Raw genomic sequence first — 21600 nt, 5'->3', positions numbered from 1 at the left:
ATTGAGCCGGACCGAGGGGACAATGTTCGACAGGAATCTGCGTGGCATGATCGACGACGTGAAGGACTGGCGGATGGATCGCCGCGCCTTCGTCAAGCGAATGATTGCCGTCGGCCTCACCGCGCCGATGGCCAACCAGATCCTTGCGATCGGCGGCGTCGCGATGGCGCAGAGCCCGAATCCCTACAAGCCGACCAAGCGCGGCGGCGGCGGTCCGCTGAAGCTGTTGTGGTGGCAGGGCCCCACCCTGCTCAATCCGCACTTCGCCACCGGCACCAAGGACCAGGACGGCTCGCGGCTGTTCTACGAACCGCTGGCAAGCTGGGACGTCGACGGCCATCTCAACCCGATCCTCGCCGCCGAAATCCCCTCGATCCAGAACGGCGGGCTTTCCAAAGACGCCAAGTCGGTGGTCTGGAAACTCAAGCCCGGCGTCAAATGGCATGACGGCAAACCCTTCACCGCCGACGACGTCGTGTTCAACTGGGAATATGCCACCGACCCCGCGACCGCAGCCGTCTCGAGCGGGACCTATTCCGGCATGACCGTGGAGAAGGTCGACGACCTCACGGTCCGCATCAAGTTCAAGGATCCGACGCCGTTCTGGGCCAATGCGTTCGTCGGCGCCTATGGCTGCATCATCCCGAAACATCTCTTCGCGGAGTACAAGGGCAGCAAATCGCGCGAGGCGCCGAACAATCTGAAGCCGGTCGGCACCAGCCCCTACAAGTTCGTCGAGTTCAAGCCGGGCGATCTGGTGCGCGGCGAGATTAATCCCGATTACCACATGCCGAACCGGCCCTATTTCGACACGATCGAGATGAAGGGCGGCGGCGATGCGGTGTCGGCGGCGCGCGCGGTGATCCAGACCGGCGAATATGATTTCGCCTGGAACATCCAGGTCGAGGACGAGGTGCTGCTGCGGCTGGAAAAGGGCGGCAAGGGCAAGACGCTCTATGCCGTCGGCGGCGACATCGAATTCATCGCCATCAACTTCACCGACCCGAACACCGAGGTCGACGGCGAACGCTCGTCGATCAAGACCAAGCATCCGATCCTGTCGGATCCGGCGGTGCGCAAGGCGCTGGCGCTGCTGGTCGACCGCGACTCCGTCAAGAAGGTGATCTACGGCCGCGCCGGCCGCGCCACCGCCAATTATCTCAACGGCCCCGAGGAGTTCGTTTCCAAGAACACCAGATGGGAGTTCTCGGTCGAGAAGGCGAGCGCGCTGCTCGAACAGGCCGGCTGGAAGGTCGGCTCCGACGGCATCCGCGAGAAGGACGGCAAGAAGCTGAAGCTGCTGTACCAGACCTCGATCAACGGCCCGCGGCAGAAGACCCAGGCGATCGTCAAGCAGGCCTGCCAGAAGGCCGGCATCGACGTCGAGCTGAAGTCGGTGGTGGCCTCGGTGTTCTTCTCCTCCGACGTCGCCAACCCCGACACCTATTCCAAGTTCTACGCCGACATCGAGATGTTCCAGATCCCGATGACGCAACCCGACCCGGGCTTGCACATGCGCCGCTATCTGTCGCGCAATGTCGCGACCAAGGAGAACAAGTGGCAAGGGCAGAACTTCCCGCGCTGGGTCAACAAGGATTTCGACGCCGCGATCGAGGCGGCCGATATCGAGACCGATCCGATCAAGCGGGCCGAGCTCTACATCAAGTGCAACGATCTGATGTGGCAGGACACGGTGGTGATCCCGGTGATGCACCGCCTCGCGGTGGAAGCCTGCTCCAACACGGTGCGGCCCGCGCTCTCCGGCTGGGCCAACCAGACCGACAATCTGCAAGACTGGTATCGTGAAACCTGAGACACGGGGACAGGTTCGGAGTTTGAGTAGGTGCATCTTCTCCCTCTCCCCGTTCTTACGGGGTCGAGACGAGCGGAGCTCGCTCTTGGAGGGTTGGGGTGAGGGGCTTTCGCAGCAAACACCGTGAAAGATGAGTTCGTGGAGACTCCCCCTCACCCGGAATTCAAGCCGTGCTTGAATTCCGACCTCTTCCCGCACGCGGGGCGAGGTGAAGCTCGCCTTTCGACTGGAAGCAAGATCAACGTGCTCAAGGTGCGAGCGTTAGTTAGATGATCTCTCGATGAGTCAATATATCCTGCGTCGCCTGATGATCGCGATTCCGAGCCTGCTCGGGATCTCGCTCGTGCTGTTTGTCGTGCTGGCGCTCGCGCCGGGCGATCCGTTCAGCGAGCTCGCGACTAATCCGAACGTGCCTCCCGAGGTGCAGGCCGCGCTGCGCGCCAAGTTCGGCCTCGACGACCCGATCTATCTTCGCTACCTGCACTGGCTCGCGGCGATGGCCCAGGGCGACTGGGGCTTTTCCTTTGTCAGCCGGATCAATGTCGACACGCTGATCCTGCAGCGGCTGCCGACCACGCTCTACGTGATCGGCTCGGCGCAGCTGCTGGCGCTGCTGATCGCGATCCCGGTCGGCGTCTATGCCGCCACCCGGCCCTATTCGATCTTCGACCAGCTCGCCAACACCTTCGCCTTCATCGGCTTCTCGCTGCCGACCTTCTTCACCGGCATCCTGTTCATCCTGGTGTTCTCGGTGAAGCTGGACTGGCTGCCCTTCGTCTACACCGACGTGCCGGGCAGCGGCATTCCCTGGCTGCTGGAGATGATCCGGCAGGCGATCATGCCGGTGATGGTGCTCGGCCTGTTCCAGGCGGCGTCGATGACCCGCTTCGTGCGCTCGGCGATGCTCGACGTGATCCGGCTCGACTATGTCACCACGGCCCGCGCCAAGGGACTCGGGCAGGCCAAGGTGATCGTCAAGCACGTGATGCGCAACGCGATGATCCCGGTCGTCACGCTGATTGCGCTGCAAATGCCTGCCGTGTTCGGCGGCGCCATCGTCACCGAGCAGATCTTCCGGATTCCCGGCATCGGCTCGCTGCTGATTTCCTCCATCCTCGCCAATGACACGCCGGTCGTGATGGCCGTGACCTTCGTCTTCGCGTGTCTCGTGGTGCTGTTCAACCTGATCGCAGATGTCCTCTATGGCTGGCTTGACCCTCGCATCTCCTTCCGCTGAGCGGCGCGGCTATTCGCCCTGGCGCGAAACCTGGCGGCGCTACCGCCGGCACCGGCCGGCCGTGGTCAGCGCCGTGCTGCTGCTGCTGCTGATCGCGGCCGTCGTGATCGGCCCGTTCGTCTGGCGCGTCTCGATCAGCGACATGGACGTTGTGGCCGGCCTGCAGGGGCCGTCGCTGGCGCATCCGTTCGGCACCGACGATCTCGGCCAGGACCTGCTCGCCCGCATGATCTATGGCGGGCGCATCTCGCTCGCGGTCGGCCTCGCCGCGATGCTGGTCTCGGTGTTCGTCGGCACGCTGATCGGCGCGCTCGCCGGCATGTCGCGCGGCGCGCTCGGCTACGCGCTGATGTGGCTGACCGATCTGTTCCTGTCGCTGCCGCAACTGCCGCTGCTGTTGATGCTGATCTACCTGTTCCGCGACGGGCTGAAGGCGATGTTCGGCCCGGAGGGCGGCATCTTCATCCTGATCGTGCTGGTGATCGGCGGCTTGCGCTGGATGCCGGTCGCGCGCCTGGTGCGCGCCCAGTTCCTGTCGCTGCGCGAGAAGGAATTCGTCGAGGCGGCGCGCGCGCTCGGCGCGAGCCCGGTGCGCCAGGTGGTGCGCCACATCCTGCCCAACGCGCTGGGACCCGTGATCATCGCCGGCACGATCGACGTCGCCGCCGCCATCATCGCCGAATCGACGCTCTCGTTCCTCGGCCTCGGCTTCCCGCCGGATACGCCGACCTGGGGCCGCATCCTCTATGACGCCAAGGACTTCCTCGACATCGGCCCGCATTGGGCGCTGTTTCCGGGCGGCGCGATCTTCATCGCGGTCGTCGCCATCAACTTCATCGGCGACGGGCTGCGCGACGCGCTCGACGCGCGCAAGGTGATCTGATGGCGCTGCTCGACATCAAGGGCCTGAAAACCCATTTCACCACCGACGACGGCATCCTCCAGGCAGTCGACGGCGTCGACATCAGCATCAACCGCGGCGAGACGCTGTGCGTGGTCGGCGAATCCGGCTGCGGCAAGACCGTCACCGCGATGTCGATCCTGAAGCTGATCGCGATGCCACCGGGCAAGATCGTCGAAGGCGAGATCATCTTCGAGGGTCGCGACCTGGTGCCGCTGACCAGCCACCAGCTCGACGACATCAGGGCCAAGGAAATCGGCTTCATCTTCCAGGAGCCGATGACTTCGCTCAATCCGGTGCTGACCATCGGCGAGCAGATCGCCGAGAGCCTGCGCCGCCACGAGGCGGTGACCAAGAAGCAGGCGCTCGAGCGCACCATCGAGATGCTGAAGCTGGTGCAGATCCCCAATGCCGCGGGCCGCGTGCATCATTATCCGCACCAGTTCTCCGGCGGCATGCGCCAGCGCGTGATGATCGCGATGGCGCTGGCGTGCCGTCCCAAGCTCGTCATCGCCGACGAGCCGACCACCGCGCTCGACGTCACCATCCAGGCGCAGATCCTCGACCTGTTGCAGGACATGAAGGAGCGCTTCGGCATGGCGGTGATGCTGATCACGCACGCGATGGGCGTGGTCGCCGAGACCGCGCAACGCGTCGTCGTGATGTACGCCGGCAAGGTGGTGGAGGAGGCGCCGGTCGACGAACTGTTCGGCAATCCCGGCCATCCCTACACCCAGGGCCTGATCCGCTCGATACCGCGCATCGATCTCGACGCCGCGCACAAGACGCGGCTGGAGGCGATCGGCGGCTCGGTGCCGATCCTGATCAACCCGCCGCCCGGCTGCCGCTTTGCCGCCCGCTGCAAATACGCCATGAGCATCTGCACCGAAAAGGAGCCGCGGCTGCGCGAGATCGCGCCCGGCCACCGCATGGCCTGCCACCTCGGAGACGCGTCATGAGCGAACCGCTGCTGCGCGTTTCCAATCTGAAGAAGCATTTTCCGGTGCTGGGCGGCCTGCTCTCGCGCGAGGTCGGTCAGGTCTATGCGGTCGACGGCGTGTCGTTCTCGGTCAACCGCGGCGAGACGCTCGGCCTCGTCGGCGAATCCGGCTGCGGCAAGTCGACCACTGGCCGCTGCGTGCTGCGCCTGATCGAGCCGACCTCGGGCGAGGTCGTGTTCGACGGCCGGAGCGTCACCGGCCTCGGCGGCGGCGACCTGCGCGCCATGCGGCGCAACATGCAGCTGGTGTTCCAGGACCCGTTCGCCTCGCTCAATCCGCGCATGACCGTCGGCGCGATCCTCGGCGAGCCCTTCATCATCCATAACCTCGTGAGCTCGGCCAGCGAGCGCGAGGACCGCGTCGCGAGCCTCCTGGTCAAGGTCGGGCTGAAGGCCGAGCACATGCGCCGCTACCCGCACGAATTCTCCGGCGGCCAGCGCCAGCGCATCGCCATCGCCCGCGCGCTGACGCTGGAGCCGAAGCTGATCGTGTGCGACGAGCCGGTCTCCGCGCTCGACGTCTCGATCCAGGCCCAGGTCATCAACCTGCTCGAGGATCTGCAGGCCGAGCTGAACCTCACCTATCTGTTCGTCGCCCACGATCTCTCGGTCGTGGAGCACATCTCCGACCGAGTCGCGGTGATGTATCTCGGCCGCATCGTCGAGCTCGCCAAGGCCAGCGATCTCTACCGCAACCCGCAGCACCCCTACACCAAGGCACTGCTCTCGGCGGTGCCGGTGCCGGATCCCAAGGCGAAGCGCGACCGCATCCGCCTGAAGGGCGACGTGCCGAGCCCGATGAATCCGCCCAAGGGCTGCCACTTCCACACGAGATGTCCAATCGCCGAGGAGCGCTGCCGGCAGAGCGCGCCGGAGTTGCTGGAAGGCAGGAACGGGCATTCCGTGGCGTGCCATCTGGCGTAGGTCGCGCGCCAGATGCGATAGCCAGCCGGCGCGGGAGCGCACCGCCTAAAATATCGAAAACAACCCCATGCAAAGTAGCCGGCGGCTGCGGGCGTTCGACACGGCACTTGACATGTCGGGCAAATCAGCGGCATCATTCGATAATTCCGAAATAATGGCGACGATAGTTGAAATCACGTCGTCAGACGTTAACGCCGCTTGGTCTTGGTCCGCGGCTTCGGTCCGGCCTTTGTCTTGATCTTCCGCCGCGGTGCAGGCGCGACGGCGTCCTCCACCTCATTCGCCTCCGTCCGCAGCGTCTCGAGCAGCCAGTCGCGAAACGCGCGCATGCCCGGCGTTACCTCGCGCGACTTCAGCCAGGTGAGCCAATAGGATCCCGCCGGGACCTCGGCCGCGAACGGACGCAGCAGCCGGCCGGAGACCAGCTCATTTTCGAACATCGCGATCGGCACCAGCCCGACGCCGACGCCGCGCGCGGCGGCCTCGGCCATCGCGACCGAACTGTCGAAGATCGGCCCCTGGATTTTCGGACACGGCGCGCCGGCGACCGCAAACCACAGCGGCCATTCCTCGGCGCGGTAGGACCGCAGCAGGAATTCCTGCGCGAGATCGGACGGCTTGCGCAGCCGGTCCGCCGTGTCGGGACAGCACACCGGCGACAACGGCGCGGACAACAGATGGATCGCCTCGGTGCCGTGCCACGAACCGTCGCCGAAGCGCAGCGCGAGATCGAGCCCGTCGCCCGCGATGTCGACGCGGTTGTTGTTGGTGAGCAGGCGCAAATCGATATAGGGATGCGCGCGCTTGAAGCGGTCGACCCTTTGCAACAGCCACCCGGTCGCGAACGTCGTGACGCAGCCGACGGTCACGACCTCGCGCGTGCCCTTGGCCTCGATGCGGTCGATCGCGGCGCCGATCCGGTCGAGCGCGTCTGACAGCACCGGCAGCAGCGCCAGCCCCTCGTCGGTGAGCACCAGCCCGCGCGGCAGCCGGCGGAACAGGCTCGTGCCCAGGAGATCCTCGAGCTGCTTGACCTGATGGCTGATCGCGGTCTGCGTCACCCGCAGCTCCAGCCCGGCGCGGGTGAAGCTGAGCAGCCGCGCGGAGGCCTCGAAGGCGCGCAGCGCGTTCAGCGGGAGATGCCGGCGCACGGCGTCATGACCAAGTTTTCCTCATGTCTCGCTGTATAAATGATTGTTTGTGCGCCGTCACGCCGCCCGGCAGGTTCGCGCCGCCAACGGGAGATTCGACATGCTGACGAGACGGACATTTGGATTGCGCGCGCTGGGCCTTGCGGTGTCCTGCACCCTGCCGCGGCAAGGCGCGGCGGCGGGACCAAGCGAGCCGGCGCAGCGGCTGCAGCAGGAGTTTGCGCGCATCGAGCTGGCAACCAGCGGCCGGCTCGGCGTCGCCGCGCTCGACATGGAGACGGGATTGCGCGCGAGCCGGCGCGGCGACGAGCGGTTCCCGATGTGCAGCACCTTCAAGGCGTTGGCCTCGGCTGCGGTGCTGCACCGGGTCGACCGCGGCGAATCCAGCCTCGATCAGCGCGTGCAAATCGAGGCCAAGGATATCTTGGCCTACGCGCCGGTCACCAAGGCGCACGTCGGATCGGCCATGACTCTGTCCGAACTCTGCGCGGCCGCCATCACGCTCAGCGACAACACCGCCGCCAACCTGCTGCTGCGCGAGATCGGCGGGCCCGCCGGCTTTACCAGCTTCTTCCGCACCATCGGCGACAATGTCAGCCGGCTCGACCGCTGGGAGGTGGAGCTGAACGAAGCCGTGCCCGGCGACCAGCGCGACACCACGAGTCCTGTCGCGATGCTGAAGGATTTGCAGCGCGTCGTGCTCGGCGACGTTCTGCAGACCGTCTCGCGCCAGAAGCTGGTGGACTGGATGGTCGCCAACAAAACCGGCGACGCAAGGCTGCGTGCCGGCGTGCCCCGCGACTGGCGGGTTGCCGACAAGACTGGCACCGGCGAGCGCGGCACCTACAACGACATCGGCGTGTTCTGGCCGCCCGGCCGCAAGCCGATCGTGGTGACGGTTTACCTGACCGGGGCAAGTGCCCCCGTCGAGAAGTGCAACGAGGTGATCGCCAATGTCGCGCGCGCCGTCGCCAATGCGAGCACCGGGCAGACCGGCTAAACCGGCGACGCCGCGATCAGCGGCGCCGACAACATCAGGCCGGCCAGCGACCAAGCAAGTCGCTCGCCGCCTCGAACAACGCTGCAACGCGCAACAGTTCGGCATCGGCCCGGAAGCGGCCGACCAGGTGCAGTCCGATCGGCAGGCCGTCGCGGCCGAAACCTGCGGGGATGCTGACGGCGGGATGACCTGTCATGTTGAACAGCATGGTCCAGGGAAACCAGTGCGGCCGCACGCTGTCGAAACTCCGGCCGTCGATCTCGATCGTGCCGAACAGATCCTGGTCGATCGGCAGCGCCGACCGGGTCAAGGTCGGCATCACCAGGAGATCGCCGCGCGCGAACAACGACTGCACCCGGCGGAACAGCGCGGTGCGCTCGAACATCGCCCGCTGGTAGTCGACACCGCTGACCTGCGCCGCCAGCGCGAGCTGCCTCAGGAAGGTTGCGCTGAGATCATCCGGATGATCGGCCGCGAGCTTCTCGAAGCGGGTGCGCCAGACGGTGTGATTGATCGCACGCCAGATCGGCTCGATGTCAAAGCCGTCGCCGGAAAACTCTTCGAGCTCGGCGCCGAGGCTCGCCAGACGGTCGAGGCTTGCCTTGAACGCCGCAGCCACATCGGACGTGACCGGACGCCCCGGCGGCGACAGGCAGAACAGCACCCGCCGGCCCTTGAGGTCGCCGCGCGGGGCGGCAAGCCCGAGATAGTCAGGCACCGGCACCCCGATCGACCAGGGGTCCGACGGATCTTCTCCCGCCATCGCCTGCATCATCAGCGCCGTATCGGCAACGGTGCGCGTGGTCGGCGTGACATAGGTCTGGTTGCCGAAAGCGTCCTGCACCTGGCTATGCGGGATCACCCCGTTGCTCTGCTTGATTCCGACCACACCGTTGCAGGCGGCGGGAATCCGGGTGGAGCCGCCGCCATCGGTCGCAACCGCCAGCGGCGCGATGCCGCTCGCGACGGCCGCCGCCGCGCCGCCGCTGGAGCCGCCACTGGACCGCTCGGCACTCCATGCATTGCGGGTTCGCCCGAACAGCGGCGAGTCGGTCAGGCACTTGCTGCCGAACTCCGGCGTCGTGGTCTTGCCGATCAGTATGCCGCCCTGGGCACGGAGGCGGGCCACCGCGACGGCGTCATTGTCGGGCACGTTGTCCCGGTACGGCACCGCGCCGAAGGTCGTCCGGACGTCTTTGGTGTTGACGATGTCCTTCACGGTGAAAGGGATGCCGTGGAGCAGACCTAGCGGCTCGCCGGCCGTGATTTGCCGCTCGGCGGCTTTGGCCTGCGCCATCGCCTCATCACCGCACAGCGTGATGAAGCAGTTCAATTCGGGTTGCAGCCGCTCGGCACGGGCGAGCACCGCGCGCGTAACCTCGACAGGCGAAACCTCCTTGCGAGCGATGCGCCCACGAAGCTCAACGGCAGACAGCAGACATAGATCGTCGCTCATTAGGGCAAGGACTCGCGTCAGACATGGTCGACGCCAGCATCGTGCCGCGCGGCATGCGGCAAGTCCATCGGCCCGGACGCATGGCGCTACGCCGTGGAGCCGCGAGGGGTGCATGGCCTGTCGGTGCCGACGGTCAGTTCCCGGCCGCGCGGCTTGGCAGCGACGGAGGATCATGCGACGCTCGAACCGAATGGCGCTGCTGTCAGCATGACGGAGGACCACGCCTTGTATCGCCGCATCGCCCTCGCCTCGCTGATCGTTGCCGGCAGCGTGCACGGCAGCCTCGCGGCGCCCGATCCGGCGCGGTGCCGCGAGCTGATCCGCAAATACGAAACCGACAAGGCCCAGCTCAGCGCGATCGAGATCTCGCTGTCGCTGTTTGCGGCCGCCAATGCCGATTGCATCAACCTTGCCGCCGAACTGCTCGATCACGGCGCCTCGGTCGACGCGCGGGACCGGCTGGGCGCAAGGCCGCTGAGCCATGCCGCCCGCTCCGGCCATCTTGCCATGGTCGACCTGCTGCTGGCACGCGGCGCGCCGCTCGATGCGCGCAACCTCGCGGGATCGACCGCGCTGTATTTTGCCGCCGAGCGCGGCCATGTCGCGATCGTGCAGCGCCTGATCGACCGCGGCGCCGACGTCAATCTCACCGGACGCAGCGGCGCCTCCCCGGTCGCGGCCGCCGCCTATGCCGGCAGGGACATGGTGGTGCGCATGCTGCTGGCGCACGGCGCCGACGGCCGCAAGGCAGACGACACCGGCAAGCCGCCGGTCGTCTACGCCGCGGCGGGCGGCCAGCTCGGCATCGTCAAGCAGCTGCTCGCGCACGAGATCGACATCAACGCGCGCTACGCCAACGATCTGACGCTCCTGATGTGGGCCGCCGGCCCTGACGAGACCGTGCCGGAGGCGCAGGCACTAGAGGTCGTCTCGTACCTGCTGGAAGGCGGTGCCAAGGTCGACGACCGCGATGCGCGCGGCCGCACCGCGCTGATGATCGCCGCCGAAGGCAATCATCCGGCGATTGCCAGGACACTGCTGGCGCACGGCGCCGACCCTGCGCTGGCCGACAAGGCCGGCAAGCACGCCGCCGATCTCACCATCCTGTCGGCGCTGCGCGAAGAGCTGACGCCGCGCTGAGGCGACTTGCTCGGACGTCATGGCCGGGCTTGTCCCGGCCATCCACGTCTTCTTTTGCCTGGATATCAAGACGTGGATGCCCGGGACAAGCCCGGGCATGACGAGTGTCCGCAGCTATAGCCCCGCCAGATAGTCCACCAGTGCGGCAAGGTCGTCGGGCGACGTTGCCAGCATCAGGTCGGACATGCCGGGATTGTTGCCCCGCGCGCGGGTGCGGAAATCGGCGATGGTCTTGGCGAGGTAATCCCGTCCCATGCCGGCAAGCCGCGGCACCGTGCCGTCGCCCTGGAAGCGATCGAGATGGCAGGCTGGGCAGCCGACCGAGCGGCTGGCGCTGACCGCCTTCTCCGCCACGTTTTTGGGCGCGCGCGGCTGGCCGAGGTCAGGCCACGGCTTCTGCGAAAAATATTCCGCAATCGCCAGCATGTCGTCGCGCTCGAACTGCGCCGCGATCGGCTGCATGATCTCGCTCTTGCGATCGCCGCGCTTGAAATCGCGCAGCTGGATGTAGAGATAGCCGGCCTGCTGGCCCCAGATCGTCGGAATGGTCTTGTCGACCGGCTTGCCGTTCTCGCCGTGGCAGCCGGCGCAGACCTGTACTTTTTCCTCAATCGTCTCTGCGCGCGCCTGCGCCGCAATCAGCAACAACGCGGCGCCGCAAATCATCAATCTACTGAACATCTGCTCATCCGTAGAAAACAGAAGCGGGACCGAACCGGTCCCGCCTCGCCGTCAATGTTTGCACGCGTGATGATGCATCAGGCCCGGGCTCAGTCGAGCGTGAAGGCGATGATGTTGTTGCCACGCTTGTAGTCGAGCTGGGTGTTACCCCCCGCGCCGACCACGATATATTGCTTGCCGCCGACCATGTAGCTCGACGGCGGCGCGTTGACGCCGGCGCCGGCCCGGAAGCTCCACAGCTCCTTGCCGTTCGACGAATTGTAGGCCGCGAACTTGCCGTTGCCTTCGCCGGTGAAGACCAGGCCACCGGCGGTGGCGAGGATGCCGCCGATCATCGGCTCGGGCGTGTTGACCTGCCATTTGATCTTGCCGTTGTTGTAGTTCACCGCGGTGATGTTGCCCGCCTGCTTCTCGCCCGGGATCACCTTGAAGGCACCGCCCAGCCACAGCTTGCCGTTCGGATAGGCCGAGCTCTCGACGTGGTAGGTCATCGGCTGGTGCAGGTTGATGGCGTAGGCCAACTCCTGTCCCGGATCGGTCGCGATCGGCGACCATTCGACGCCGCCATTGGCGCCGGGCAGCATGCGCGCGCCTTCCTTGGTCGGCAGCACCCACATGTTCTCCTGTGGCACCATCGCCTCGGAGAAGCGGATCAGGCTGCAGTCCTTGCGATCGTGCACATAGATGTGCCCGGTCTTGCCGGCATGGATGACGCCGGGAATCGTCTTGCCGCTCTTGTCCTTGACGTTGACCAGCACCGTCGGGCTGACCGCGTCGAGGTCCCAGACGTCATGGGCGATGTACTGGAAGTGGCAGACATACTTGCCGGTGTCGAGATCGAGCGAGACCAGCGAGTTGGTGTAGAGGTTGTCACCGGGCCGGTTCGAGCCGTCGAGGTCGGGCGATGGGTTGCCGACGACGAAGTAGATCCGGTTGGTCGCGAGATCGACCGACGGGTTCTGCCACACACCGCCACCGAGCTTGGCATAGGGATCGCCGATCTTGGCGAGCATGTCCTTCTCGGCCTGGATATTGCGATGCATGTCGCGGCCCGTGGCATCCTTGGTCGCCCAGACACCGACGGAGTTCTCCGGAATGGTGTGGAAATTCCAGAGTTGCTTGCCGGTCTTGGCGTCATAGGCGCGCACGAAGCCGCGGATGCCGTATTCGCCGCCATTGGTTCCGATCAGTACCTTGTCCTTCACCACAGTCGGCGCCATCGTCTCGCTGTAGCCGAGCTCGGGATCGGCGATGTTGGTGGTCCAGATCACCTCGCCGGTCTTGGCATTCAGCGCCATCAGCTTGGAATCGAGCGTCGCCAGATAGACCCGGTCGCCGAGCACCTGGACGCCGCGATTGTTGGGACCGCAGCAATAAACCGTGATCGGGCCCATCTTGTGGGCGTAGTGCCAGAGCTGCTGGCCGGTCTTGGCGTCGAGCGCATAGACATGGCTGAACGACGTCGTGACGAACATCACGCCATCGACGACGATCGGAGATGTCTCAAGCGATTCCTTGACGTCGGTCTGGAAGATCCATGCGACGTGCAGGTCCTTGACATTGTCCCGGCTGATCTGCTTGCCCGGATAGAATCGCGTCTGGGCATAGTTGCCGTTGGTGAGCAGGAAGTCCCTGCTGTTCTTGTCGGCGGCGTTGAGCTGCTCCTGGGTCACCGGAGAAACATTGGCGTTGCCGAGGACCGACTGCTTCTCCTGCTTGACTTCCTGCGCGATGGCGGCGCCCGACAACAGGCCAACGCCGAGTGCGGCGGCGAATGCCGCAATCCCTCTCACATACATATCTTCCCCCGTTATTTCTTGGTTGCAATATTAGGGATGCGTGTCTGCTACTTCCCTTCGAGGCCCGGTCGCCCTGGCGAGCCCGCAACCCCGTTGCGTGGCTTGGTTGCGCTGCAATAGACGATCAAAAAAGGACGAAGACAGGTATCGATGGATGGGTTCCATGTTAGCGCGGTCTTTCACAAAGACAACCGATGCGCTCAATGCGAAGCCGAAGCAGCATGACTTCGTGCGATCGAAATGCAGCGATCGCGGGTTGGCATCAAATCCAAGCGATATCGGGTGCTTCGGACGCCTTCACGCATCACCGGGCGGATTTGCCTTCGCAGGCGCAGCACGCAAAATGAGACTAAGCGTCAAGCGACGGCATCGCGCAAGACACCGCGCCGGCTAAGGCCGTGCATGCCCTACCAATAGTCGGCCGGCAACTCCCGGCTGCGCGGCGGATCGGCGCCGGGCCGCGTGCAGGTGAAGGCGGCGCATTTGCAGGCAAAGGACAACGCACGGGTCAGCTCGGCTGCGGAGACGTCGCGCAACTGCGGCTGCGCGATCCGGTCCAACCGATGCAACGCGGCGAGCAGCGCCGCCTGAAAGCTGTCGCCGGCGCCGATCGTATCGACGACGTTGACCACCGGCGCTTCGGCCGCGATCGGTCCGGCCTTGCGATGCCAGGCACAGGCACCATCATTGCCGCGCGTGATGACGACGAGCGACGCGCCGCCCGACAGCAGGGCCTCGGCCCTTGCAGCATGGGCCTCGTCACCGAACAGATAGGCGAAGTCGACGTCGGACATCTTCACGATGTCGGCCTTGCCGCAGAACGCCAGCATGCGCGCGCGATAGGCGTCCTTGTCCTTGACGAGGTTCGGCCGGCAGTTCGGATCGAGCGAGATCGTCACGTTCGGCCGCGCATCCTCGATCAAGGCCAGCGTCTCCGCCGCACCCTTGTCATGGACCAGCGTGGTCGAGCCGGTGTGCACGCAGGTGACCTCGTCAAGCGCTACGGCATCGCGCCGATAGGTCCAGTTCCGCGATGCGGTGTCGGCGTCGTAGAAGGCGTATTGCGTCTCGGTGCCGGTGACGCGCGCAAAGGCCAGCGTGGCCTGGCGATTGCTGCGGGTGGCGCGACGAAGATCGACGCCGGACGCCGCGGCATGATCGGCGATCATCCTGCCGAAGGTGTCGGTCGAGATGCCGCCGACAAAGCCGGTGGGAACATCGAGCCGGGCGCTGCCGATCGCGATGTTGAGGCAGGAGCCGCCGACGGCGGGCGTCAAGGCCTCACGTCCATCCGCCGTCTTCGACGGCAGGAAATCGATCAGCGCATCTCCGCAACTCAGCAGCATGGGGCAAACCTTACGTCGGCGCTTCGCCGGGCGCCCGCCTCATCGCCTCGCGGCTGTCGCGGTCGAGCTCCCGCAGCAGCTTGTGCACGCCGCGCTTCTTGCGGTGGAACCCGGCGAGCTCCGGCCTGGTCGGCTCGCTCAACCGCCCAAGCGCCGACATGCCGGCCATCGCCGCATTGATCGAGTTGTGCGCGCCGCTGGCGACCGCGCCCAGCATCGCGGCGCCGAGCAAGACGGGTTCTTGGGTCTGCGGCAGCGCCACCGTGTAGCCGGTCGTGTCGGCCATGATCTGGCGCACCAGGGGGCTGCGGCTCGCGCCGCCGCCGATCACGATGGTCTTGCCGTTGACGCCATGCGCCTGCAAGGCGTCGATGACGTCGGCAAGGCCATAGGCCAGCCCGCACAGGCCGGCGATGAACAGCCGCTCCAGCGCCGACACGTCGGTGTCGAGATCGAGCCCCGCGATCACCGCGCGCGAGCCGGGATCGGCATAGGGCGAACGGTTGCCGAGGAACTCAGGCAGAACGTGAACGTTGCGCGCGAGCAACGCCGCAGCACAGGCATTGCCGCTGCGCGCCAGGATGCGCTTCTCGAGATATTCGATGACGTCGACGCCGTCGGTCTTCGCCGCGAGCGCAACCTCGGCATGCGCCGGATGCGACTTGAGCAGGTGATCGATCGCGGCGCCCGCCGCCGATTGGCCGCCCTCGTTCAGCCAGAAGCCCGGCACCATGCCTTCGAAATACGGGCCCCAGACGCCGGGCACGAAGCAGGGATCGACCGTCGTCGCCATGATGCAGGCCGACGTTCCCATGATGTAGGCGAGCCGTTGGCAGACATCGACCTCGGCGCCGGAGCCATCGCGGCCGCCGATCGCGCCGACGCCGCCGGCATGGGCATCGATCAGGGAGGCACCGACCGCGGTTCCCGGCAGCAGGCCGAGATCGCGCGCGGCATCCTCGGACAGCCCGCGACCGAGCGGCGAGCCGGGCGGCACGATCTCGCTGCCGATCCGCCCAAAACGGTCGGCCGCGAGCGCCTCGAGCCCGACCCGCTTGAAAAAGGATTCGCTCCAGCCGCCCTCGCCCGCGACATAGGTCCATTTGCAGGTGACCGTGCAGGTCGAGCGCGCCAGCGAGCCGGACGCGCGGAACGACAGATAGTCGGCAAGATCGAAGAAATGCCCGGCGGCCTCGAAGGTCGCGGGCAGATGCCGCTTCAGCCAGAGGATTTTCGGGATCTCCATCTCCGGCGAGATGGCGCCGCCGACATAGCGCAGCACCTTGTCGCCGGTCGCATTGACGAATTCGGTTTCGTCCATCGCGCGGTGGTCCATCCAGACCACGACATTGCGTACGGGATCGCCGGACGGGCTGACGGTGAGCGGCCGGCCTTCCCCATCCAGCACAACCAGCGAACAGGTCGCGTCGAAGCCGATGCCTTTGACGTGTTCGGCGGCAACCGCAGCCTCCCGCATCGCGCCGCGCACGGAGGCGACGCAGGCCGCCCAGATGTCGTCGGACGATTGCTCGACGATATCGCCGGGCTCGTGCCAGACCCGGATCGGATGCCGGGCCGACCCGAGCAGCTTCCCCGACTCGTCGAACACGCCCGCCCGGGCGCTGGTGCTTCCGACGTCCACCCCGATACAGGCTTGCCGCATGACCGCTCTATCTTCCGTTGAGCACGATCCCCGGGCGCAAGCCTACCAGCAAGTGTAGCCGCCATCGACCAGAACGATGCTTCCGGTCATCAGGCTCGCCGCCTCGGACGCCAGGAACAGCACCACGGAGGCGATCTCGTCAACCTGCCCCATCCGCGCCATCGGGGTTCCACCGATCCAGGCGTCGTACATTCTGGGGCTGTTCTTCACGAAGGCGTTCAGCGGCGTCTCGATATAGGTCGGCGCCACGGCGTTAACGCGAACCCCGCGCGCGCCCCATTCGGCGGCGAGCGATTTCGTCAGGTGATGCACCGCGGCCTTGGAGGCGTTGTAGAAGCACTGTTCCTGCGGCTTGTTGACGATGAAGCCGGACATCGAGCCGACATTGACGATGGTGCCGGATTTCGCCTTCAGCATGTGATTGCCGAAGGCGCGACAGCACCAGAAGGTGCCGTTCAGGTTGACGTCGATCACGTTGAGCCAGTGCTCGTCGGTCACGGTCTCGGCCGGCGTCTCGCTGCGGGCGATGCCGGCATTGTTGACGAGAATGTCGACCTTGCCGTACTTGCGCACCAGCTCGTCGGCGACCGCAGAGACGCGGCCGGAATCCGTGACGTCCATCAGGGCGATATCGGCGTCAAAGCCCTTGGCCTTCAGCGCGGCTAACGCGTCATTGGCGACCTTGACGTCACGGTCGCCGATGATGACCTTGGCGCCCGCCTCGGCGAGCGCTTCGGCGCAGGCGAGCCCGATGCCCTGACCCGCGCCGGTGATGATGGCAGTCTTGCCGCCGAGCCTGAATTTTTCGAGATACATTTTCTTCTTCCTTAGCTTCTTTTTGAGCATGATCTGTTCGGAAAACCGCTTCAGACTTTGCGCTAACGCGGCCCTCCGGGTCCGGATCATGCTCTACGCGTGAATCGATTTTCCGCTGTCGTCGAAACGGTGGATGCGCGCCGGATCCGGGATCAGCGACACCCGGTCGCCGGGATGCAGATCGAGCTCGCCGATATAACGCGCGGTCAGCATTCCCAGCGGTCCGGCGTCGACATAGAGGAAGGTGTCGCTGCCGAGATGCTCGGCGACCGAGACGGTGCCGTGCCAGCCGCCCTGCCCGTCGCGCTCGACCCTCAAATGCTCGGGTCGCACCCCGATGGTCGCGGCGCCCTGCTGCTTGGCGATCTCACCGGTGACGAAATTCATCTTCGGCGAGCCGATGAAGCCGGCGACGAACAGGTTGGCAGGCTTCTCATAGAGCTCGAGCGGCGAACCGTATTGCTCGATCTTGCCGCCGTTCAGCACCACGATCTTGTCGGCCATGGTCATGGCCTCGACCTGGTCGTGGGTGACGTAGATCGCCGTGGTGCCGAGCTGCTTCTGCAACCGCGTCACCTCGAGCCGCATCTGCACGCGCAGCGCGGCATCGAGATTGGACAGCGGCTCGTCGAACAGGAACGCCTTCGGCTCGCGCACGATGGCGCGCCCGATCGCGACGCGCTGGCGCTGGCCGCCGGAGAGCTCGCGCGGCTTGCGGTCGAGATAGGGCGTCAGGTTGAGCGTCGCCGCGGCCGCCTCGACCTTGCGGTTGATCTCGCCCCTGGCGATGCCGGCCATCTTCAGGCCGAACGCGATGTTGCCGCGCACGCTCATATGCGGATAGAGCGCGTAGGACTGGAACACCATCGACAGCCCGCGCTTGGCCGGCGGCACGTCGACCACGTTGCGCCCGTCGATCAGGATGGCGCCGCCGGTGACATCCTCGAGCCCCGCGATCAGCCGCAGCAGCGTGGTCTTGCCGCAGCCGGACGGACCGACGAAGACGACAAAGGAGCCGTCGGCGATGTCGAGATCGGCGCCCTTGATGATGTGGACCGGCCCGAACGATTTTTGCACACCCTGCAGCGTAATCTGACCCATGGCAAAAGCCTTTCTGCTACTTGACCGCGCCGAAGGTCAGTCCGCGGACGAGCTGCCGCTGACTGAACCAGCCGAGCACGAGAATGGGCGCGATCGCGAGCGTCGACGCCGCCGACAATTTCGCCCAGAACAATCCTTCCGGGCTGGAATAGGACGCGATGAAGACGGTGAGCGGCGCCGCCTCGAGCGTCGACAGATTGAGGGTCCAGAACGCCTCGTTCCACGCCAGGATCAGATTGAGCAGCAACGTCGAGGCGAGCCCCGGCACCGCCATCGGCGTCAGCACGTAGATCAGCTCGCGCCCGATCGTGGCGCCGTCCATCCGCGCCGCCTCGAGGATGTCCTTGGGGATCTCCTTGAAATAGGTGAACAGCATCCAGATCACGATCGGCAGATTGCCGAGGCACAGGATGAAGATCAGACCAGAGCGGGTGTCGAGCAGGCCGAAGGTGCGGTAAATCAGATAGATCGGCACCAGCACGCCGACCGGCGGCATCATCTTGGTGGACAGCATCCAGAGCAGCACGTCCTTGGTCCGCTTGGTCGGCGAGAACGCCATCGACCACGCCGCCGGGATCGCGATCAGCATCGCGATCAAGGTCGAGCCGCCGGCGATGATGATCGAGTTGAGCGCGTGATGGAAATAGTCGCTGCGCTCCTGCACCGTGGCGTAGTTCTCGGTGGTCCAGTGGAAGAACAGGAACGAGGGCGGGATCGCGAACGCCTCGAGCTCGGTCTTGAAGCTCGCCAGCACCATCCAGAGGATCGGGAAGAAGATCAGGAAGCCGACCAGCCAGGCCGCCACCGTCGAGATCGCCTTGCGCCGTGTCGTGACCATCCGCGCCATGACGTTACGCCTCCAGATTCCGGCCGACGATACGAACGAGGAAGAAGGCGACGATGTTGGCGAGCACCACCGCGACCAGGCCGCCCGCCGAGGCGCTGCCGACGTCGTACTGGATCAGCGCCTGCGAATAGATCAGGAAGGCGATGTTGGTGGTCTGCAGGCCGGGGCCGCCGCCGGTGGTGACGAAGATCTCCGCGAACACCGTGAGCAGGAAGATGGTTTCGATCAGGATCACCACGGTGATCGGGCGCGCCAAATGCGGCAGCGTGATGTAGATGAAGGTCGAGATCGCGCTCGCGCCGTCCATCTCGGCGGCCTCCTTCTGCTCCTCGTCGAGCGATTGCAGCGCGGTCAGCAGGATCAGGGTCGCGAACGGCAGCCATTGCCAGGAGATGATCAGGATCACCGAGAACAACGGCGCGTCGTTGAACCAGTCGATCGCCGGCAGCCCGAACAGACGCGCGATCCAGGCGAACAGGCCCGACACCGGATGCATCAACAGGTTCTTCCAGACCAGCGCGCTCACCGTCGGCATCACGAAGAACGGCGCGATCACCATCAGCCGGACGATCGAGAGCCCGACCACCTGCTGGTCGAGCAGCAGCGCCAGCGGCACGCCGAGGATGATCGTGATCGCGAGCACCGAGCCGACCAGCACCAGGGTGTTCTGCAACGAGGCGAGGAATGCAGGATCGGTCAGGAAGTAGCGGAAATTCTCCAGCCCGACGAACGATTCAGAGCCGGGATCGAGCAGATTGTAATGCAGGGTCGCGAAATAGATCGTAAGCGCCAGCGGCACGATCATCCAGACGAACAGCAGCGCCACCGCGGGCGTGAGCAGCGTGCGTGCAAGCAGTTGGGTCTGCTGGGTCGCCATCCCCGCCTCCTTCTCAAGGAAAGGAGCGACCATCCCGCTGCGGGACAGGATGGTCGCAAGTGGCCCAGCTCGGGAGGTCTAAGCTGGTCGGGCGGCCAAGGCGGCTGTCGCGCCTTAGCTATCGAGTCGCCGCTTTGTTTTGAGCATGATCTTTTCGGAAAACCGCTTCACACTTTTCCGGATCATGCTCATTTGATGTAGCCCGCGCGCTTCATTTCGCGCTCGGTCACGGACTGCGCAGCGGTGAGCGCCGCATCGACGGTGGTCGAGCCTGAGAGCGCCGCGGAGAACTGCTGGCCCACCTGGGTGCCGATACCCTGGAATTCAGGGATCGCCGCGTACTGCACGCCGACGTAAGGCACCGGCTTCACCGTCGGCTTGTTCGGATCGGCGGCATCGATCGAGGCCAAGGTCAGCTTGGCGAAGGGCGCGACCTTCAGATAGTCGGGGTTCTTGTACAGCGAGGTGCGCGTGCCCGGCGGCACGTTGGCCCAACCTTCCTTCGACGCGACGAGCTTGGTGTAGTCCTTGCTGGTCGCCCAGGCGATGAACTTCTCGGCCGCGTCGACCTTCTTCGAGCCAGCGGGGACCGCGAGACTCCACGCCCACAGCCAGTTGGCGTTCTTGCCGAGCCCGGTGTTCGGCGCCAGCGCAAAGCCGACCTTGCCGGCGACCGTGGATTCCTTCGGATTGCTCACGAACGACGCCGCCACCGTGGCATCGATCCACATCGCGCATTTGCCGGCGTTGAACAGCGCGAGGTTCTCGTTGAAGCCGTTGGAAGAGGCGCCGGGAGGGCCGGCCTGCTTCATCAGGTCGACATAGGTCGTCAGCGTCTTCTTCCATTCCGGCGAATTGAATTGCGGCTCCCACTTCTCGTCGAACCAGCGCGCACCAAAGGAATTCGCCATCGCGGTCAGGAACGCCATGTTCTCGCCCCAGCCGGCCTTGCCGCGCAGGCAGATGCCATAGACGCCGGCGGACTTGTCGGTCAGCTTCTTGGCGGCGTCGACCACGAAGTCCCAGGTCGGGCTCTCCGGCATCTTCAGGCCGGCCTTGTCGAACAGGTCGGTGCGATACATCACCATCGAGCTTTCGCCGTAGAACGGCGCGGCATAGAGCTTGCCGTCGACCGAGACCGCATCCTTGATCTTGGGCAGGAGGTCGCCGACGTCGTAATCGGCACCGAGCTTGTCGAGCGGCACCAGCCAGTTCTTCTTGGCCCAGATCGGCACCTCATAGGTGCCGATGGTGAGCACGTCGAACTGGCCGCCCTTGGTGGCGATGTCGGTGGTCACGCGCTGGCGCAGCACGTTCTCCTCGAGCGTCACCCATTTGACGGTGATGTCGGGATTCTTCGCGGTGAATTCGCTGGTGAGCCCCTGCATGCGGATCATGTCGCCATTGTTGACGGTCGCCACCGTCAGCGTGGTCTGGGCGATCGAGGGGGCAGAGATCAAAACAGCAGCCGCGCCCGCAACGGCGCAAAGGACGTTTTTCAAGGTGACCTCCCTTATGTCACGTTGAGCATATGCCCACGTGTTGAGCGTATGTTCAACCTGTCGCCAAATTTTGTCAAGCGCGCGGGAGCGCCGTCCCGCGCGCTTGCGGGTTCCACTGCACGCTGGAATGGAGGTGTTTGCGGAGATGAAGAAGGGCGCTGAGACCCAGAAGGCAACTTGATTTGCGGCCACAGCGGGACTGCGCTCCCTCGCCCCGTTCTTACGGGGAAAGGGTTGGGGTGAGGGGCTCTTTCCACGCATACGAAGCGGACGAATGCGCGGAGACTCCCCCTCACCCGGATCGCATCTCCGATGCGATCCGACCTCTCCCCGCAAGCGGGCGAGG

General features: G+C 65.4%; 18 protein-coding genes. 7 read left to right on the top strand and 11 right to left on the bottom strand.

Annotated elements, in window-relative coordinates:
• Positions 1–22: 22 nt before the first annotated feature.
• From I6F38_RS09315 to I6F38_RS09295, 5 genes are all read left to right on the top strand, one after another.
• Complete coding sequence (locus tag I6F38_RS09315; RefSeq protein WP_225160114.1) at positions 23–1813, top strand: peptide ABC transporter substrate-binding protein; 1791 nt, start codon at positions 23–25, stop codon at positions 1811–1813.
• Positions 1814–2093: 280 nt separating this feature from the next.
• Positions 2094–3050, top strand: coding sequence for an ABC transporter permease (locus I6F38_RS09310; protein WP_016842735.1), 957 nt, complete (start codon positions 2094–2096; stop codon positions 3048–3050).
• Positions 3016–3933 (top strand): ABC transporter permease, encoded by a 918-nt coding sequence (locus I6F38_RS09305; protein ID WP_028334911.1) that lies wholly within the window; start codon positions 3016–3018, stop codon positions 3931–3933. The genes I6F38_RS09310 and I6F38_RS09305 overlap by 35 nt, the downstream gene beginning before the upstream one ends.
• On the top strand, positions 3930–4910 hold the full coding sequence (locus I6F38_RS09300; RefSeq protein ID WP_141340051.1) for an ABC transporter ATP-binding protein: 981 nt from the start codon (positions 3930–3932) through the stop codon (positions 4908–4910). Before I6F38_RS09305 ends, I6F38_RS09300 begins: the two co-directional genes overlap by 4 nt.
• Positions 4907–5875 (top strand): dipeptide ABC transporter ATP-binding protein, encoded by a 969-nt coding sequence (locus I6F38_RS09295; RefSeq protein WP_057019236.1) that lies wholly within the window; start codon positions 4907–4909, stop codon positions 5873–5875. The genes I6F38_RS09300 and I6F38_RS09295 overlap by 4 nt, the downstream gene beginning before the upstream one ends.
• Before the next feature lie 188 nt (positions 5876–6063).
• On the opposite strand, the gene I6F38_RS09290 is transcribed toward I6F38_RS09295, so the two are convergent.
• Positions 6064–7026, bottom strand: coding sequence for a LysR family transcriptional regulator (locus I6F38_RS09290; RefSeq protein ID WP_225160113.1), 963 nt, complete (start codon positions 7024–7026; stop codon positions 6064–6066).
• Positions 7027–7126: 100 nt separating this feature from the next.
• Here I6F38_RS09290 and bla point away from each other — a divergent pair, with 100 nt between their 5' ends.
• On the top strand, positions 7127–8026 hold the full coding sequence (gene bla, locus I6F38_RS09285; RefSeq protein WP_225160112.1) for a class A beta-lactamase: 900 nt from the start codon (positions 7127–7129) through the stop codon (positions 8024–8026).
• Positions 8027–8060: 34 nt separating this feature from the next.
• On the opposite strand, the gene I6F38_RS09280 is transcribed toward bla, so the two are convergent.
• Entirely contained in the window at positions 8061–9482 is a 1422-nt protein-coding gene (locus tag I6F38_RS09280; protein WP_225160111.1) for an amidase, read from the bottom strand.
• 207 nt (positions 9483–9689) lie between these two features.
• Between I6F38_RS09280 and I6F38_RS09275 the strand changes: the two genes are divergently transcribed.
• Positions 9690–10622 (top strand): ankyrin repeat domain-containing protein, encoded by a 933-nt coding sequence (locus tag I6F38_RS09275; RefSeq protein WP_225160110.1) that lies wholly within the window; start codon positions 9690–9692, stop codon positions 10620–10622.
• 114 nt (positions 10623–10736) lie between these two features.
• On the opposite strand, the gene I6F38_RS09270 is transcribed toward I6F38_RS09275, so the two are convergent.
• The 9 genes from I6F38_RS09270 to I6F38_RS09230 all read right to left on the bottom strand — a co-directional run bounded on the left by I6F38_RS09270 (position 10737) and on the right by I6F38_RS09230 (position 21254).
• Complete coding sequence (locus I6F38_RS09270) at positions 10737–11303, bottom strand: c-type cytochrome (protein ID WP_225160109.1); 567 nt, start codon at positions 11301–11303, stop codon at positions 10737–10739.
• 89 nt (positions 11304–11392) lie between these two features.
• Positions 11393–13102 carry a PQQ-binding-like beta-propeller repeat protein gene (locus I6F38_RS09265; protein WP_225160108.1) on the bottom strand — a complete coding sequence of 570 codons (1710 nt, stop codon included), beginning with the start codon at positions 13100–13102 and terminating at the stop codon, positions 11393–11395.
• A 407-nt stretch (positions 13103–13509) separates the two neighbouring features.
• Complete coding sequence (locus I6F38_RS09260; RefSeq protein WP_225160107.1) at positions 13510–14448, bottom strand: carbohydrate kinase; 939 nt, start codon at positions 14446–14448, stop codon at positions 13510–13512.
• A gap of 10 nt (positions 14449–14458) precedes the next feature.
• A complete protein-coding gene (locus I6F38_RS09255; protein WP_225160106.1) occupies positions 14459–16111 on the bottom strand; it encodes an FGGY-family carbohydrate kinase in 1653 nt (550 codons plus the stop codon).
• A gap of 42 nt (positions 16112–16153) precedes the next feature.
• Positions 16154–16927, bottom strand: a complete 774-nt coding sequence (locus tag I6F38_RS09250; RefSeq protein WP_225160105.1) for an SDR family oxidoreductase — start codon at positions 16925–16927, stop codon at positions 16154–16156.
• A gap of 93 nt (positions 16928–17020) precedes the next feature.
• Positions 17021–18028, bottom strand: coding sequence for an ABC transporter ATP-binding protein (locus tag I6F38_RS09245; RefSeq protein ID WP_225160104.1), 1008 nt, complete (start codon positions 18026–18028; stop codon positions 17021–17023).
• Between the two features lie 16 nt (positions 18029–18044).
• The gene (locus I6F38_RS09240; RefSeq protein ID WP_225160103.1) at positions 18045–18875 is read right to left on the bottom strand and encodes a carbohydrate ABC transporter permease; all 831 of its coding nucleotides are present in this window, start codon (positions 18873–18875) and stop codon (positions 18045–18047) included.
• A 4-nt stretch (positions 18876–18879) separates the two neighbouring features.
• Entirely contained in the window at positions 18880–19752 is an 873-nt protein-coding gene (locus I6F38_RS09235) for a sugar ABC transporter permease (protein ID WP_225160102.1), read from the bottom strand.
• A gap of 188 nt (positions 19753–19940) precedes the next feature.
• Entirely contained in the window at positions 19941–21254 is a 1314-nt protein-coding gene (locus tag I6F38_RS09230) for a sugar ABC transporter substrate-binding protein (protein ID WP_225160101.1), read from the bottom strand.
• Between the last annotated feature and the right edge of the window lie 346 nt (positions 21255–21600).

Origin of the sequence: Bradyrhizobium sp. BRP56 (assembly GCF_020194035.1) — a bacterium.
GTDB classification, from domain to species: Bacteria; Pseudomonadota; Alphaproteobacteria; order Rhizobiales; family Xanthobacteraceae; genus Bradyrhizobium; species Bradyrhizobium australafricanum.
This window is presented reverse-complemented; position numbering and strand designations above follow the sequence as displayed.